Here is a 14335-nt window from a genome sequence, read left to right on the forward strand (position 1 = left end):
CTCCGGGTGAGGTGTGGCCTGTGGGGACGATATGAGAACGGCGATCACGAGGGCGGCGGTGCCTGTCCCGCCGTCGTCGTGCCTTGCCGCATGCGTGGGCGCACGTCGAGCAGCTGGACCATCAGGCAGGCATAGAGGGTGACGGCCACGAAGAGCCCCATGCGCACCGCGAATGCCGTGTAGACATCCTTGCCGGCGACGCTGTCCTGCACCGACTGGCCGAGCAGGATGATGAGGGTGACCAGCGTGTTGAGCCAGAAGCTGGGCGAGTATCGCGTATGGCTCAAGCCATACAGCTTGCGCGCCACCAGCAGGCCGAACAGCAGCATCCACAGGAAAAACATCCACAGGTGCACGAACCATTTCAGCGCGAACCAGAACGCGATCGCCAGCGCACCACCGAGCAGGGTGGAGCCGAGCAGCTCGCGTGCCGCGCCACGGGCGGTGGTCGTGCAGCTCTGCCTGCCGAGGCTGACCGACTTCATGATGATCGGCATGTAGCTGGAAGGATCGGCCAGGGCGAGCAGGAACACCGGCATCACCACCAGGGTGGCGCGTAGCGCGAGGTGGGTCGCGTCGTCATTCGGCAAGCCTGGCTTGGAGGGCGGCTTCTGTGGGCTGGGCGGTTCAGGAAACAGCCAGTGACTGACACCCAAAGCCACCACGGCGAGCAGCAGACCTTTTGCCAATGCCCCCACGACCGTCATCGCCAGTTGCAGATCGGCAGTGCCTGCCGCGGAGATCATCGTCACGCCGGCGACGAGGAAGGTCGACACCAGGTTGTTGCCGCCACGCAGCCCGTAACGAAACGCCAGGAACAGGCACAGGCCGACCAGCAGTACGCCACTCATGAAGTAGTACTGCAGCAGCGGAACCAGCAGCAGTCCGCTACCCGTCGTCATGGCGACCACCATCACGAGGCCGAGCGCCGCCTTCAGGGGCATGGGGCGATTGACCGAGGCCAGCAGAAACACCGCGAACACCGGCGCCACAATGGGAATGGACAGGTCCATGCCGAAACTGATGGCGAGGCACAGTGCCGTGCCGAAGGCCAGGCGAAGTGCGCGCAAGCCCAGTCGTTCGCGTTGGATGGCTATGGCGGTCATCAGTAGAGATAGGAAAGCCAGCTCATCACGCGCAGGAACACGCGGCCCAACGGGTTGAGCGGATTGCCCTGGGTGGGAAAGGCCATCACCTCGGCCTGCCCGCCGATGCGGATGTCGCGCGCCGGTACGTTTTCTCCCGCTGCGAATTCGACGATCACCGGAAACCGCTGGGCGGGCCGCAACCAGTCACGGCTGTTCTGCACGGTGGGCAGGGTGCCCGGCGGAGAGCTCTGCCCGACGCTGACACCATAACCGATGCTGCGGATGCGCCCTTTGAACAGTTCGCCCGGGCGCGAATCCAGCGCGATGGCCACGACGGTGCCCGGTTCCAGATGTCCCAGGTTGTTCTCCGTCATGTCGGCGCTCACCCAGACATCGTGGTTCGCGATCAGCGTCATGACCGGGTTGCCCATGGCCGCGAACTGGCCGACATCGGTGCGCAGGTCCGTGATCAGACCGTCCGATTGGGCGTGCACCTTGGTGTTGGCGAGATCCAGCTCGGCCTTCTCCACCGCAGCCGCGGCGCTGCGCAACTGCGCGTTCTCCGCTTCGCCGCCGCCTTGTTGTTCCTTGGCGCGCTCGACCTCGGCACGGGCGGCACTGACCTGGCTGATCGCCTGTTCGTGCGTGGCACGCGCTACTTCCAGGCGGCGCAGCGACACGGTGCCCTGGTCTTCGCGGTAGAGGCGTTCCAGGCGGTCACTGTCCTGTTGTGCCTTCACCTCGTTGGCGATCGCGGCGCGCAACGAGGCGCTGGCCGAATCGATACCCGCCGTACTCGCGCCGAGCTGCCGGCGCGTCGTCTCGAGATTGGCCCGCGCACTCACCAGCGCGATTCGGTAGGGCTCCGCGTCTATTTCGAACAACACCTCGCCGACCTTGACCTGCTGGTTGTTGTGCACGAAGACGCGGGTTACCCGGCCTGCAGCCTCGGCCGCGACCGGAATCACGAAGGCCTGTATCCGCGCCTGTTGCGTGTACGGCGTGTAGCGGTCGGCGAGCAGGTACCAAACGAGGCTCAGGCCGATCAGTATGAGCACCCATTTCACGCCCTTGCTGGACGGCTCGGCGGCCGGCGGTGAGGCCGGTGTTGCGGCGGGAGGGGATGACGTCGTATCGCTCATCGAGTCGGGCCTGCAGGTGTACGGCTTCGGGCGGACGGAGCCTCGGGCTCATCGAACAGGTCGCCCCAATCGGTGCGTTGCTGCATCTGCTCGCGCGTCGCCGGATCGACCAGCGGCTGGTCCGTGTGCCAGCCGCCGCCGACCGCCCTGTAGAGCGCAATCAGGCTGCCGACGGCGTTGCTGCGATTGACGACGTACGCATCCTGTTCGGAGGACAGCGCACGTTGCGCATCGAGCACGCGCTGGAAGTCCGAATAGCCTTCGCGGTAGACCGTGTTGGCCAGCGTCAGCGAACGTCGCGCGGAGGTCTCCGCATCGCGCAGGATGCTGTCGCGCTGCAAGGCCGAGATCAGGCTGGTGGCGGCATCGTCGGCTTCGCGCGCTGCTTCACGGACCGTGCCCTGGTAGGTGACCACCAGCTCCTGCAGTCGCGCATCCTGCACGCGCACGTTGTTGGTGATCCTGCCGTGGTCGAAGATGTTCCAGGTGACACTCGGGCCGATGGCCAGCGCAGTCGTACTCGGCGATCCGGACAGCGAGCTGGCGCTCCAGCTCAGCGTGCCGAGCAAGCTCACGGAGGGATACAAGTCGGCTTTCGCCACGCCGATGAGTGCCGACTGCGCTGCCATCTGGTACTCGGCGGCCTGCACGTCCGGACGGCGCAGCAGCAGGTTGGCCGGTACGTCCTGCAGCACGGCACGGTCGACCAGTGGAATGAAACCTTGCTTGTCGGGCCGCTCATCCAGCTCCGGCAGCGGGCCCGGCGGTCGCCCGATCAGCACGGCGAGAGCGTGGCGAGCGAGCTGGATCTGGCTTTCGAAGTCGGGGATGCTGCTCAGCGTGCTCAGGTATTGCGTCTTGGCCTGCTGGAAATCCAGTTCGTCGCTCTCGCCGCTCTTGAACAGGCGCTCGGTGATTTCGAAGCTGCGCTTCTGCAGATCGGCATTCTCGCGCGCGATGCGCAGCCGCGCCTCGGCCGTGCGCATCGTGTAGTAGGTGTCGGCCACCTGGGCGTGCAGCAACACAATGACCGCCTCGCGATTGGCTTGCGAGGCGAAATAGGCGGCATCCGCCGATTCGATCGCGCGCTTGAAGCGCCCCCAGAAGTCCAGTTCCCATCCGATGCTGAAGCCCGCGCCGTACTGCCAGGAGCCGGGAATGCTGGGTGTGGGCTCCTTGTGATTCCGGGTCTTCACATAAGCCGCGTCGGCGCCAAGCTGCTGTACCTGTGGATAGCGGCCGCTGAGCGCGATGCCCAGCTGGGCGCGCGCTTCCAGCACCCGCAGGCCAGCCACCTTCAGGTCGGTGTTGTGCGCGTCGGCTTCACCGATCAGTCGTTCCAGGCTCGGATCGGCGAACACCTGCCACCACTGGCTGGCGTCAGGTTGCTGCTGCTGCGAGGTGGCCTGCTGGATGGCCGGGCTGCTCCAGTGCTCGGGCCATGTTTCGTGTTGCGGCTGGAAATCCGGGCCGACCGTCGTGCAACCGCCGAGGCACACCACGCCCGCCAGCAGCATTTGCTTCGGACGCATCGGGCACGACACGATCGCCGTCCGGTGCGTCAGGGTAGCTTCGGTTCGCTGGGCTGCTCGACCGCCTGCGGTTGGTCGTCGACCCAGCGCCAGAACAGCTGATATCCGACGGCCAGCACCACCGGTCCGATGAACAGGCCGATCACGCCACCGGTCACCATGCCGCCGAGCGCACCGATCAGTATCACCGGCATCGGCACGTCGACGCCGCGCCCGAGGAGGAGCGGCTTGAGCACGTTGTCCGCCAGACCGGCGACGAAGACATAAATGGCGAAAATGATCGCGCCCACGGTGAAGCCTTCCTTGGCGAACACGAAGATGATCACCGGGATGGTGATCAACGTGGCAGGCAGCTGCATGATGCCGAGCAGTAGTACGGCGAGCGCGAGCAGGCCCGCGCCCGGGATGCCCTTGATCACGAAGGCGACGCCGACCAGCAGCATCTGGATGAAGGCAATACCGACCACGCCCTGGGCCACCGCGCGGACGGTGGCGGCGCACAGTTCGGTGATCTTGGGTCCACCTTCCTGGCCGAACAGGCGCGAGGCAATCCGTACGGCACTACGACGCGATTCTTCACCGTAGGCCATGAAGATGCCCGCGATGATCAGCGCGAAGATGAAGATCATCAGGCCCGACGCGACGCCCGTGGCGACGCCGAGCAGCATGGTGCCGATGCCCTTGAGCTGCGGCGTGAACTTCTGGACCAGGCCAGTGAGATCGGTGGAAGCCTGCGACCAGAACGCATACACCTTGCCACCCACCAGTGGCCAGCTGGCGACCGACTCCGACGGTGGCGGGATGCGAAGGTCACCGCCCTTGGCGACTTCCATCGCGTGCTCCACGGAGTCCACCAGTGCGATGCCTAGAAGGTACGCGGGCACCGTGATGATGATGAGTGCGATGAGCACGATGAGCGTGGCCGTCATCCCGTCCTTGTTCCCAAGTTTGGGTCGCAGCTTCAGGTGCAGCGGATACAGCGTGATCGCCAGGATAAGCGACCACACCAGCAGGCTGCCGAAGGGATAGAAAATGCGAAAGCAGACAATCGCGAGCACCGCGATCAGGCCGGCTCGAATCAAGACGTCGAGCATGCCGCGCGACCATGCTTTCTCGGAAATAGGCGTGGACAGCATCGATGATCTCCTTGCAGATTGCAGTAGAGATTCGCGAGCGGTTGGCCAAACGTTCTGGTTTCCCCTGCCGGCCGGCGCCCCTGCCGCGGCCTGTTGATGCTCCGCCAGACTGTGTGTTTTTTCCGAGAAAGTTTGTGCGGTTTTGGGTGGCCATTTCGCAAAGACTGCACGTCGAATAGCGATCGCCATCGCACAAGTGCGTGCAGTAAGTAGAATTACTTAGCGCGACTTGTTCGCTCTTCGAAAGGATCCGCCTCAAGGGTAATTCAGCGTCACCCGCCGCCATGGGCAGAAGTTTGCGCACCGCTTTCTCTGGTTGCTGCGCGATCTGCGATCAGATGCGCTTGGCCGCTTTCCTCGCATCGACAAGCTCCCGTACGCGCAGCGCATCACTCGCGGTCACCGGGTTGTAGACGACCAGGCTGAGGCCGGTGCGTCCGTCGACAGCGAGCTGCGATTGCTCCAGCGCGATTTCACCCGGCACGGGGTGTCGAAGGTGCTTCACGTGGTCGCCGTAGTGGCGCACTTCGTGATTGCGCCAAAGTTGATCGAAGTCAGCGCTGTGCTGGCATGGCTCATCGACCAGTGCCTTCACTTCATGGCTGGCGCCCGCGCACGACGTCGGCACGGAACGCGGCGACCACCGAACTGCGTCACGCTCTCCCGTTCCTGCTGCACCTGTTTGGCGCGCGCATCGGAGAACAGCAACCTGAGGATGTTGTGCTCGTGTGGTTCGAGCACACTGAAGTGCGCGAGAACGACCGCCGCCGTGTTCCAGGCGAACACATCCCGGGTTGCGGTGCGTACCATCGCAGGGCTGTAGGGAAGGCAGTCGAGTACCCGCTGCAGGCGCGGCGCGGCGCGACCGGGTCGGCGCCACGCTAGCGGGTACCCGGTAGTCGGCCGAGCGCCGGCATGTGCACGTGCTCACGCTGGATGTCGCTGAGCATCAGTGCGCGGGCTCGCAGTGGTTCCGCGTCATGTGCGCATGCCTTGCCGCCCGGCAGGAGAAGTGCAGGTGTCGTAGCAGCGCCGGAGCGTGGGACGATGGTTGCACGGAGGCATAACAGCCCCTCGTCGGGATGCCGCCTCACTCTGCCTGCACGAAAGTCAAAGCGTTGCGATGCGTTGCAGCATGCGTCTTCGCCCCGTCATCTGCGCTTCGCGCGTTGGATGAAACCGGTTGAGCGCCAACGGTTCACGCCGTTGGCGCTCTTGCCGTTACGCCTGCCTGCGCTGGGGCAGCTTCCAGTCCGGACGGATGAAGTGGCAGGTGTAGCCGTTGGGGTAGCGCTCCAGGTAATCCTGGTGCTCGGGCTCCGCCTCCCAGAACGGGCCTGCCGCCGCGATCTCGGTCACCACCTTGCCGGGCCACAGGCCCGAGGCATCGGCGTCGGCGATGGTGTCCTCGGCCACCTGCTTCTGCACATCGTCGAGATAGAAGATGGCAGAGCGATAGCTCATGCCCAGGTCGTTGCCCTGGCGGTTCTTCGTGGTCGGATCGTGGATCTGGAAGAAGAACTCGAGGATCTGCCGATAGCTGATGCGGCTCGGGTCGAACACGATCTCGATGCCTTCGGCGTGCGTGCCGTGGTTGCGGTAGGTGGCGTTGGGCACATCGCCGCCCGTGTAGCCCACGCGCGTGGACAGCACGCCCGGGTAGCGCCGCAGCAAGTCCTGCATGCCCCAGAAGCATCCACCCGCCAGGATGGCCGTCTCGGTCTTGGTCGTCATGGATTCATCCTTTCATTGAAGGTGAGGGTGCGCCGCCGTTGCGGCATGCCATCCAAGGTGGTGGCTTGGCCCGCCTGCACAAGTGGGGCGCCTGCGCATGAATTCGCTGCAGGGCGCGGAAGGGTTACATGCGCCGAGTATCGGGCTGCCCAGGGGAACGCCACGTTACGGGCGAAGACTTCCCGGTTCAGGCCTTGCTGCGCTGGTAATAGCGCCGTGCCTTGTCGCGGCTTCCGCAATCGGCCATGTCGCACCAGCGGCGCTGCCCGTTGCGGGTCTGGTCTTCGAACAGCCAGTCGCAGGACGGGCAGTAGCGCAGGCGCTCGTGATTGCCCGCGGTAATCAGGTCGGCGGCATCGAGCAGAATGGGAAACAGCGCGTCGGCCGCGCTTTGCGGCGCGGTCCACTGCCAGGCCAGCGACTCGGGATCGATCGCGCGACTCTGGTAAGCGCGCGCGACCGCCTTGCTGAACTCGCCCACGGCAGGTGCGGGCGCCTGCTCGCCATGCGCGAGCGGTCGCAGCACGCGGGCAAGCAGCTGCCGCGTCTTGTGCAGGGCAGGCAGGTCCACGGGCTTGCCGCGCGCGAAGGGCAGGTCGATGGCGCTGAACCAGCGCTTCACGTTGTCGGGCGACGACAGCCAGTCGTGTTCGCGTTCCGTCTCAGGCCAGCTGATCGTGTTGACGAAATCCAGGCAGGGCCGGCCGCCGACCAGCTTGTAGGTGCCGGTGTAGCCATCGGGATGGAGGTCGAGTGCGTCCATGGATTCATCTTACCAGCTATTTACGTTTGACAGGTGAGCCATGCGGGGCTATAAGTCTCACCATCATGAGTGCATTAGACGGTAAGACAGGCTCGGGGTCGTTGCCGCTGGTGGAGCGGGTTCCGCCGCACGCGTTCTTCGTCGGCAGCGCGATCTTTCATTACCTGGGCCCCTCGTTTGCGGTGCTGCTGTTCGCGCGCGTGCCGGTGGCCGGTGTCGCCTGGCTGCGCATCGTGTCGGCTGCGCTGGTGTTTGCGCTGTGGCGGCGGCCGTGGCGTGCGTTCCTTGCCGCGGAACGCCCGGCGCAATGGACCATGCTGGCGCTCGGTGGCGTGTTTGCCACCATGAATTACTGCTTCTACCGCGCCATCGCCGAACTGCCCCTGGGAACGGTGGCGGCCATCGAGTTCGCCGGACCCGTGGCGCTGGCACTGGCCGGGGCGCGGTCGCGGCGTAACCTGGCCGCTTTGCTGCTCACGGTCGGCGGCGTGTACCTGCTGACGGAAGTGCGCTTCGGCGGCGCACCGCACGCCTTCCTGTGGGCGTTCGCCAACGCGGTGCTGTTCACCTTTTACATCGTGCTCGCGCACGCGGTGTCCCGAGCCGACCCGTCCACCAGTCCGATCGATCGACTGGGTGCTTCCATGATCATCGCGGGAGTGGCGATCTCCCCATTGGGTTTCAGCGCCGCCGCGCCGGCTTTGCTGGACCCGGTGGCGCTGGGGGCCGGCGTGGTAGTGGGCATCAGCTCCTCGGTCATTCCCTATGTGTTCGACCAGCTCGCCATGCGTCGATTGCCACGATCGACCTACGCCTTGTTCGTCGCCCTGCTGCCGGCCACCGCGGTCATCATCGGCGTCATCGTGCTGCGCCAGGTGCCATCAGCGCTGGAGTCGGTGGGTGTGTTGCTGGTCGCCATCGGCGTGGCGCTGCATCGGCCGCCGGCCTGATCACGGAGTTCATCATGCAATACGTCAACATGGGGCATTGCGGCCTGAAGGTTTCGCGCCTCTGCCTGGGTGCCATGAGTTACGGCAGTCCTGATGCCAAAGCCTGGATCCTCCGCGAGGAGGATGGGCGGCCGATCATTCGCCGCGCGTTGGAACTCGGGATCAACTTCTTCGATACCGCGGACATGTACTCGGGTGGCGAAAGCGAGCGCGTACTGGGTCGTGCGCTGCGCGATTTTGCGCGGCGCGAAGAAGTGGTGGTCGCCACCAAGGCGTTCTATCCGATGGGACCGGGACCCAACCAGCGCGGCCTGTCGCGCAAGCACCTGCTGTCGGCCATCGATGCCTCGTTGACGCGGCTTGGCATGGATTACGTCGACCTCTACCAGATCCATCGCTGGGACGACGAAACGCCACTGGAGGAAACGCTGGAGGCGCTCAACGACATCGTGCGAGCCGGCAAGGCGCGCTACATCGGCGCGTCCAGCATGTACGCATGGCAGTTCCAGAAGGCGCTGATGACGGCCGAGAAGCATGGCTGGGCGCGTTTCGTCACCATGCAAAACCACTACAACCTCGCCTATCGCGAAGAGGAACGCGAAATGCTTCCGCTGTGTCGCGCCGAAGGCGTGGCGGTCCTGCCCTGGAGCCCGCTGGCGAGGGGTTTCCTCACGCGGTCACGCCACAAGGCGGCGACCTTGCGCTCCGACAGCGATGCGTTCGGTCATGAGCTCTACTACACCGAGGACGACTATCGGGTGGTTGATGCGGTGACGGAGCTGGCCCAGCATCGTGGCGTATCACAGGCGCAGGTCGCGTTGTCATGGCTGTTGCACCAGCACGGCGTGACCGCGCCGATTGTGGGCGCTACGCGCATGTCGCATCTCGAGCAGGCCGTGCAGGCGCTCGACGTGATGCTTGCCGACGAGGAATGCGCGTTGCTGGAAAGCCCTTATCGCCCGCATCGCGTGCTCGGGCATGCCTAGGCGCTGGCGTTCCGTAGGGACCGTCGATCAACGACTGAGAGAGAGCCCATGACGACGCTTTCGTTGCAGGCATGGCGCAATAACTTGCGCTCCGTGCTTTTCCTTGGCGTGCTGCTGTTCGCCTGTGCCTGGACGCTGCGCTACTGGCAGGCATGGCTCTATGTGGGCATCTACGGCATGGCCGTGTGCTTCAACACCGCCTGTTTCCTCAAGCGCGATCCGTCGCTGGTGGAGCGCCGGTTGCAGGCAGGGCCGGGCGCGGAAACAACGCCCAACCAGCGCCGCATCCAGGCAGCAGCGGCGATCTGCCTACTCGGCATCTTCGTGCTGGCTGGGTTGGATCACCGATGGAGCTGGTCCAGCGTGCCGCCCTCCGTTGTGCTCGCAGGCGATGGCCTGCTGGTAGAAGGCCTGGTGCTGGTCTTCGTCACGTTCCGGCACAACAGCTATGCGGCGAGCACGGTTGAGGTAGTGCAGAAGCAGACCGTCGCGGCCGATGGGCCTTATGCATGGGTGCGCCATCCCATGTACCTGGGCAGTGGCGTGGCCTTCCTGGCGACGCCGGCGGCGCTGGGTTCGACCTGGGCGTGGCTTGCCGCGGTGCCGGCGACATTGACCCTGGCCGTTCGGCTGGTCGATGAGGAGCGCCTGCTGCTGCAGCAGCTTCCCGGCTACGCGACGTACTGCATGCAGGTTCGCTTTCGCTTGATCCCGCTCATCTGGTAGCTGCGCGTTGACATCGCGTGCACATTTGTCGCGTTCCTCAGCATCTTGCGACATGGTGTTATGACCAACCGTCATGAGGTTGCGCATGGCGTTTTGGTTACAATCCGCCCCCGGAAGCGGCCTCCGATATGGGGAGTTTGGGCCGTCTAAAAGCCGATTGAACGGATACGGGGAGAGTTTGCATGCGACACCAGCTGGCCGCCGCGGTGGCACTGGCACTTTGCGCCACCGCCGCACATGCCGATAACGGGAGCTTCAACGACTTCTTCGACCAGGGTCATATCGACGGCGAGTTGAGGCTGTACAACTTCAACCGTCTCTACGACACGCCCAATACACCCGACGCCAAGGCGCTGTCGCTCGCAGCATTGGTCAACCTGCAATCGGGAAGCGTGTGGGGCGGCTTTGGTGCGGGGCTATCGTTCGCCACAGCCAACGCGCTGGGCACGAACTCCGACGAGATCGCCAAGGTCGACACCTCGCTGATGGGCCCCAACAGCTCCATCGGCGCGTTCACCCAGGCTTACCTGCAATACAAGCACGACTGGTTCCTGGTGCGCGGCGGCTACCAGTACCTCAACACACCGTGGATGGGTAACAACGATTCGCGCGTGGTGCCTTCCTCGTACAACGCGGCGATGGTGGATATCACGCCGATCAAGGACTGGAACATCTACGCCATTCGCACCTTCGAATGGAAGAGCCGCACGTCCACCGGCATGTACTCGGACAACCTGTATTACCCGTCCCGCTATGACGGCGACTCCATGTATGGCAACAACGGTTCGCTGCCGTCGACGGCACCGCAGGCCGATGGCACGTGGGCGGCGGGTACGACCTACACGCACGACGCCATCAAGGCACAGGCGTGGTACTACAACTTCATCGACTTCGCGCGCATGGGGTATGCGGACGGCACCTATACGCTGAAGACCGATTCGCCCTTCAACCCGTTCCTCTCGCTGCAGTACCTCAACGAGACCAGCGGCAACGGCAACATCCTGGTCGATACGCACACCAAGCTGTTCGGCGAGGCGGGCACGCGTGTGCGTGCCGAGGTGTGGGGTGCGGACCTTGGCACGTCGATCTATGACGGTCGCATCGACGTGGCCTACAACAAGGTGGAAAACCAGTCCGGTGCCGTGGGCCAGGGCGCGATCATTTCGCCCTATACGACCAACTACGCCACCGACCCGCTGTTCACTACCTCCATGATCCGCGGCCTGGTGGAGCAGGGCCCGGGATCCGCGTGGAAGGCGCGTGCGCAGTACTACTTCCTCGACAAGAAGCTGCAGCTCGTGGCGGCCTATGCCAAGTACACCACCGACTTGCGTGGCAACAGCCACAACCTTTACTTCGACATCATCTACAACCTGGATGGCGTGCTGAAGGGCCTGACGTTGCGCGACCGCTGGGAGCGTTCCACCGGCGGCACCAACAACCTCAACCCGGGCAACGAGGCGTTTGTCTACAACCGCCTGATGATCACCTACAAGTTCTGATGCACGCGGAAGCGGCAGGCATTGCCCTGCCGCTTCGTTATCCGTGGTGCGTCAGCGATCGCGCCCGGCGATCTGCGAAGGACTCACGCCAAGCACCTGCCGCATGCAACGCGCCATATGGCTTGCATGCGCGAAGCCGGCTTCGATCGCCACCTCCGTGATGCTGCCGCGAGCTTCCTGCAGCAGCCATCGCGCACGTTCCACGCGACGTTCCAGCACGAACCGGTGCGCCGGCTTGCCGACGGCCTCGCGGAACAGCGGCTTGAAGTGGGACACGCTGAAGCCCGCCACGGCCGCCAGCTCGGCGAGCGTCAGGTCCTGGTCGAGATGGGCCTCGATGTATTCGATGACCTGGTTGAGCCGCCACGTGGGAAGCGCGCGGGGTACGGGCGCCTGTGGGCGACGGTGCTGTGATTGCAGGGCCAGCAGGCGCGCAGCCAGTGCGGCGGCGAGGCTGTCGGTGAACAGGCGGCCACTCGGGTACGCATCGCGATCCTCGGCCTGCATCATCCAGCCGATGTGCTCGATCTGCGGGTCGCGGATATGGATCGATGGCACCAGCGCCGCATGGTGTTCGCCCAGTCCCATGGCTTCGCCCGTGTCGCGCAACAGCGACGGCGACAACCTCAGCAGCAGGGAGCGCGCCGGATGGGACATCGTCCACAGCGTGCTGGAACCCGCCGGCACCACGCAGAACTGGCCATGCAACCGCACGCCTTGCCGTTCGACGCGGCCCGCCCGGTACGACACGGGCACGGGCTCGCCCAGGTGAAGGCAGAGCACGTGGCGGTGGTCCACCGGCGAGGGAAACATCCCGGCCGGAACGGGCGAGGTCAGGACATCGAGGAAGGGCGGCGGGGCATGGGCGCTGCCCGACGACAGCGTGTCGGGAGGCGCGGGGTAGCACGAGGGCCGGTCGTTGCTCACGGGGCCTTTGTACCGGTAGCCGGTCACCGGGTCATGTGCCGGAATTCATCCGTCTGTGCTGGCGGCCGTCCGATCGTGCGCGCCATCTGGCGACGTGGACGCGATGCTGGCCACATCACAGCCCCATGGAGTATCGAGATGAAGCGTAGGCAATTCCTGCAGTGGAGCGCCGCCGGCCTGGCTGCGGGTGTACTTGGCTCACAGGTACTCCGGGCCGCCGCACTCCCCCTGCCCAAGGCGGGCGAAGCGTCGGCGTCGTCGGATGCGGCATGGTTTCGTGCCTCACGCCGTTACGCGAACCTCCCCTTCGGGCGCATCGCCTATGTCGAGCGCGGTGCCGGCGAGGCGGCGGTGTTCCTGCATGGCGCGCCGTTGAACAGTTTCCAGTGGCGCGGCGCGCTGGCCCGCCTGTCGTCGCACCGGAGATGCATTGCGCCGGACTTCATGGGGTTGGGTTATACGGAGGCGCGCGAACACCAGTCATTGGCCGCCGATGCCCAGGTCGCCATGCTGGCGGCGCTGCTGGACAGTCTTGGTGCGGGGCGTGTCGACATCGTCGCCAGCGACTCCGGCTGTGCCGTGGCGCAGCTCTTCCTCGTGCGATACCCATCGCGCGTGAACTCGATGCTGCTCACCAATGGCGATGTCGAGCCCGACAGCCCGCCAGCGGGAGCGAAACCCGCGATCGATATGGCGAAGGCCGGGACGCTGGCCGACGCCACTGCCAAGTGGCTGACCGATACCGCATTGGCGCGATCCACCTTTGGCGCGGCGGTGTACGCCCATCCGGAGAAACTCACTGCCGAGACGATCGCCTACTACGTGACGCCGATGGTCAGCTCGCCGCTTCGACGCACCCAGTACCACGACTTCCACATCGCGATGGAGCCGAATCCACTGGCGGGCATCGAGGCTTCGCTGAAGAAGAGCGACGTGCCGGTGCGCGTCGTCTGGGGTGCCAGTGACACCATCTTCAAGGCATCGGATGCCGACTACCTGACCGGTATATTTCCCAACTCCCGTGGCGTACGCCGGGTGCCGGAAGGCAAGCTGTTTTTCCAGGAAGAGTTCCCGGACGTGATCGCCGAAGAGGCGCGGAAGTTGTGGGGCCTGGCCTGACACACGTTGCGATGGTTACCGATGCCCACACGGTCCCGCGCTAGTGCGCTGGACCGCGCCGGTCAGGTCGCGATCATGCCCCAGGACTCCAGCAGGTCGTGGATGCCATTGATGGCGAACTGCACGCCGATGCAGACCAGCAGGAAGCCCATCACGCGGGCCATGGCATCCACGCCTTTTTCCCCGAGCAGCTTGAGGATCGGGCTGGCACCCCGCATGCACAGCCAGAACACCAGCGCGAACAGCAATGCGATGGTGATGACGGCAAAGTTGACGTTGTAGGTGTAGCCGCGCTCGGGAATCGTCGCGGCCGCGCTGATGATGAAGGCGATGGTGCCGGGACCCGTCGTGCACGGCATGGTCAACGGAATGAAGGCGACGTCGGGCAACTGCGTTGCCTGATCCTCGGCCGCCATTTCAGCCTGGGCTTCGTCTTCGCCCACCCGCGCGGGTGGAAACAGCATGCCGAAGCCGATATACGAAACGATCAGTCCGCCGGCGAGGCGCAGCCCGGGCAGCGAGATGCCGAACACGTTCATGACGGCCTTGCCCGCATAAAAGCAGATCAACAGAACGATCGTCACGTAGATGGTGGCGCGGAAAATCTGCCGGTTACGCTCTTCCGGCGGATAACGGCCGGTAAGCGCCAACAACACCGTGGCACTCGTGACGGGATTGGCGATGGTCGTCAGGCCAAGCAATCCCACGACGACGTCGTTCACAAAGCCGT

General features: G+C 64.8%; 15 protein-coding genes. 5 read left to right on the forward strand and 10 right to left on the reverse strand.

The genetic code is table 11. From position 1 onward, the window contains the following. Positions 1 to 44: 44 nt before the first annotated feature. The 8 genes from EPB08_RS01350 to EPB08_RS01380 all read right to left on the reverse strand — a co-directional run bounded on the left by EPB08_RS01350 (position 45) and on the right by EPB08_RS01380 (position 7395). On the reverse strand, positions 45 to 1070 hold the full coding sequence (locus tag EPB08_RS01350) for a DUF2955 domain-containing protein (RefSeq protein WP_205746252.1): 1026 nt from the start codon (positions 1068 to 1070) through the stop codon (positions 45 to 47). 35 nt (positions 1071 to 1105) lie between these two features. Continuing rightward, the gene (locus EPB08_RS01355) at positions 1106 to 2230 is read right to left on the reverse strand and encodes an HlyD family secretion protein (RefSeq protein ID WP_130617264.1); all 1125 of its coding nucleotides are present in this window, start codon (positions 2228 to 2230) and stop codon (positions 1106 to 1108) included. Further along, positions 2227 to 3762: a TolC family protein gene (locus EPB08_RS01360; RefSeq protein WP_130617265.1), complete on the reverse strand. Its 1536-nt coding sequence runs from the start codon at positions 3760 to 3762 to the stop codon at positions 2227 to 2229. Before EPB08_RS01360 ends, EPB08_RS01355 begins: the two co-directional genes overlap by 4 nt. 29 nt (positions 3763 to 3791) lie before the next feature. Next, entirely contained in the window at positions 3792 to 4898 is a 1107-nt protein-coding gene (locus EPB08_RS01365) for an AI-2E family transporter (protein WP_130617266.1), read from the reverse strand. 334 nt (positions 4899 to 5232) lie between these two features. Further along, positions 5233 to 5526: an MmyB family transcriptional regulator gene (locus EPB08_RS21340; RefSeq protein WP_165418356.1), complete on the reverse strand. Its 294-nt coding sequence runs from the start codon at positions 5524 to 5526 to the stop codon at positions 5233 to 5235. Next, on the reverse strand, positions 5490 to 5747 hold the full coding sequence (locus tag EPB08_RS21345; RefSeq protein ID WP_267873340.1) for an MmyB family transcriptional regulator: 258 nt from the start codon (positions 5745 to 5747) through the stop codon (positions 5490 to 5492). Before EPB08_RS21345 ends, EPB08_RS21340 begins: the two co-directional genes overlap by 37 nt. Positions 5748 to 6119: 372 nt before the next feature. Further along, complete coding sequence (gene msrA, locus EPB08_RS01375) at positions 6120 to 6632, reverse strand: peptide-methionine (S)-S-oxide reductase MsrA (protein WP_130617268.1); 513 nt, start codon at positions 6630 to 6632, stop codon at positions 6120 to 6122. A gap of 187 nt (positions 6633 to 6819) precedes the next feature. Next, entirely contained in the window at positions 6820 to 7395 is a 576-nt protein-coding gene (locus tag EPB08_RS01380; protein WP_130617269.1) for a CGNR zinc finger domain-containing protein, read from the reverse strand. A 65-nt stretch (positions 7396 to 7460) separates the two neighbouring features. On the opposite strand from EPB08_RS01380, the gene EPB08_RS01385 reads away from it, so the two are divergent. From EPB08_RS01385 to EPB08_RS01400, 4 genes are all read left to right on the forward strand, one after another. Beyond that, complete coding sequence (locus EPB08_RS01385) at positions 7461 to 8345, forward strand: EamA family transporter (protein WP_130617270.1); 885 nt, start codon at positions 7461 to 7463, stop codon at positions 8343 to 8345. A gap of 14 nt (positions 8346 to 8359) precedes the next feature. Beyond that, positions 8360 to 9331, forward strand: a complete 972-nt coding sequence (locus tag EPB08_RS01390; protein ID WP_130617271.1) for an aldo/keto reductase — start codon at positions 8360 to 8362, stop codon at positions 9329 to 9331. A 48-nt stretch (positions 9332 to 9379) separates the two neighbouring features. After that, complete coding sequence (locus tag EPB08_RS01395; protein WP_130617272.1) at positions 9380 to 10057, forward strand: methyltransferase family protein; 678 nt, start codon at positions 9380 to 9382, stop codon at positions 10055 to 10057. A gap of 182 nt (positions 10058 to 10239) precedes the next feature. Then, positions 10240 to 11559 (forward strand): OprD family outer membrane porin, encoded by a 1320-nt coding sequence (locus EPB08_RS01400; RefSeq protein WP_130617273.1) that lies wholly within the window; start codon positions 10240 to 10242, stop codon positions 11557 to 11559. Positions 11560 to 11610: 51 nt separating this feature from the next. Here EPB08_RS01400 and EPB08_RS01405 read toward each other — a convergent pair whose 3' ends face one another. Then, the gene (locus EPB08_RS01405) at positions 11611 to 12486 is read right to left on the reverse strand and encodes an AraC family transcriptional regulator (RefSeq protein WP_130617274.1); all 876 of its coding nucleotides are present in this window, start codon (positions 12484 to 12486) and stop codon (positions 11611 to 11613) included. 138 nt (positions 12487 to 12624) lie between these two features. Between EPB08_RS01405 and EPB08_RS01410 the strand changes: the two genes are divergently transcribed. Next, positions 12625 to 13605 (forward strand): alpha/beta fold hydrolase, encoded by a 981-nt coding sequence (locus tag EPB08_RS01410; RefSeq protein ID WP_130617275.1) that lies wholly within the window; start codon positions 12625 to 12627, stop codon positions 13603 to 13605. A 62-nt stretch (positions 13606 to 13667) separates the two neighbouring features. Here EPB08_RS01410 and EPB08_RS01415 read toward each other — a convergent pair whose 3' ends face one another. Then, positions 13668 to 14327: a MarC family NAAT transporter gene (locus EPB08_RS01415; protein ID WP_229238172.1), complete on the reverse strand. Its 660-nt coding sequence runs from the start codon at positions 14325 to 14327 to the stop codon at positions 13668 to 13670. Between the last annotated feature and the right edge of the window lie 8 nt (positions 14328 to 14335).

It is taken from the genome of Dyella amyloliquefaciens (genome assembly GCF_004296575.1).
Classification (GTDB): Bacteria; Pseudomonadota; Gammaproteobacteria; order Xanthomonadales; family Rhodanobacteraceae; genus Dyella; species Dyella amyloliquefaciens.

Bases quoted from the DNA above. Each gene is read 5' to 3' on its own strand.
- EPB08_RS01380 (WP_130617269.1), bottom strand. From the start codon at position 7,395: ATGGACGCACTCGACCTCCATCCCGATGGCTACACCGGCACCTACAAG.
- EPB08_RS01365 (WP_130617266.1), bottom strand. From the start codon at position 4,898: ATGCTGTCCACGCCTATTTCCGAGAAAGCATGGTCGCGCGGCATGCTC.
- EPB08_RS01385 (WP_130617270.1), top strand. From the start codon at position 7,461: ATGAGTGCATTAGACGGTAAGACAGGCTCGGGGTCGTTGCCGCTGGTG.
- EPB08_RS01395 (WP_130617272.1), top strand. From the start codon at position 9,380: ATGACGACGCTTTCGTTGCAGGCATGGCGCAATAACTTGCGCTCCGTG.
- msrA (WP_130617268.1), bottom strand. From the start codon at position 6,632: ATGACGACCAAGACCGAGACGGCCATCCTGGCGGGTGGATGCTTCTGG.
- EPB08_RS01410 (WP_130617275.1), top strand. From the start codon at position 12,625: ATGAAGCGTAGGCAATTCCTGCAGTGGAGCGCCGCCGGCCTGGCTGCG.
- EPB08_RS01355 (WP_130617264.1), bottom strand. From the start codon at position 2,230: ATGAGCGATACGACGTCATCCCCTCCCGCCGCAACACCGGCCTCACCG.
- EPB08_RS01400 (WP_130617273.1), top strand. From the start codon at position 10,240: ATGCGACACCAGCTGGCCGCCGCGGTGGCACTGGCACTTTGCGCCACC.
- EPB08_RS01390 (WP_130617271.1), top strand. From the start codon at position 8,360: ATGCAATACGTCAACATGGGGCATTGCGGCCTGAAGGTTTCGCGCCTC.
- EPB08_RS01360 (WP_130617265.1), bottom strand. From the start codon at position 3,762: ATGCGTCCGAAGCAAATGCTGCTGGCGGGCGTGGTGTGCCTCGGCGGT.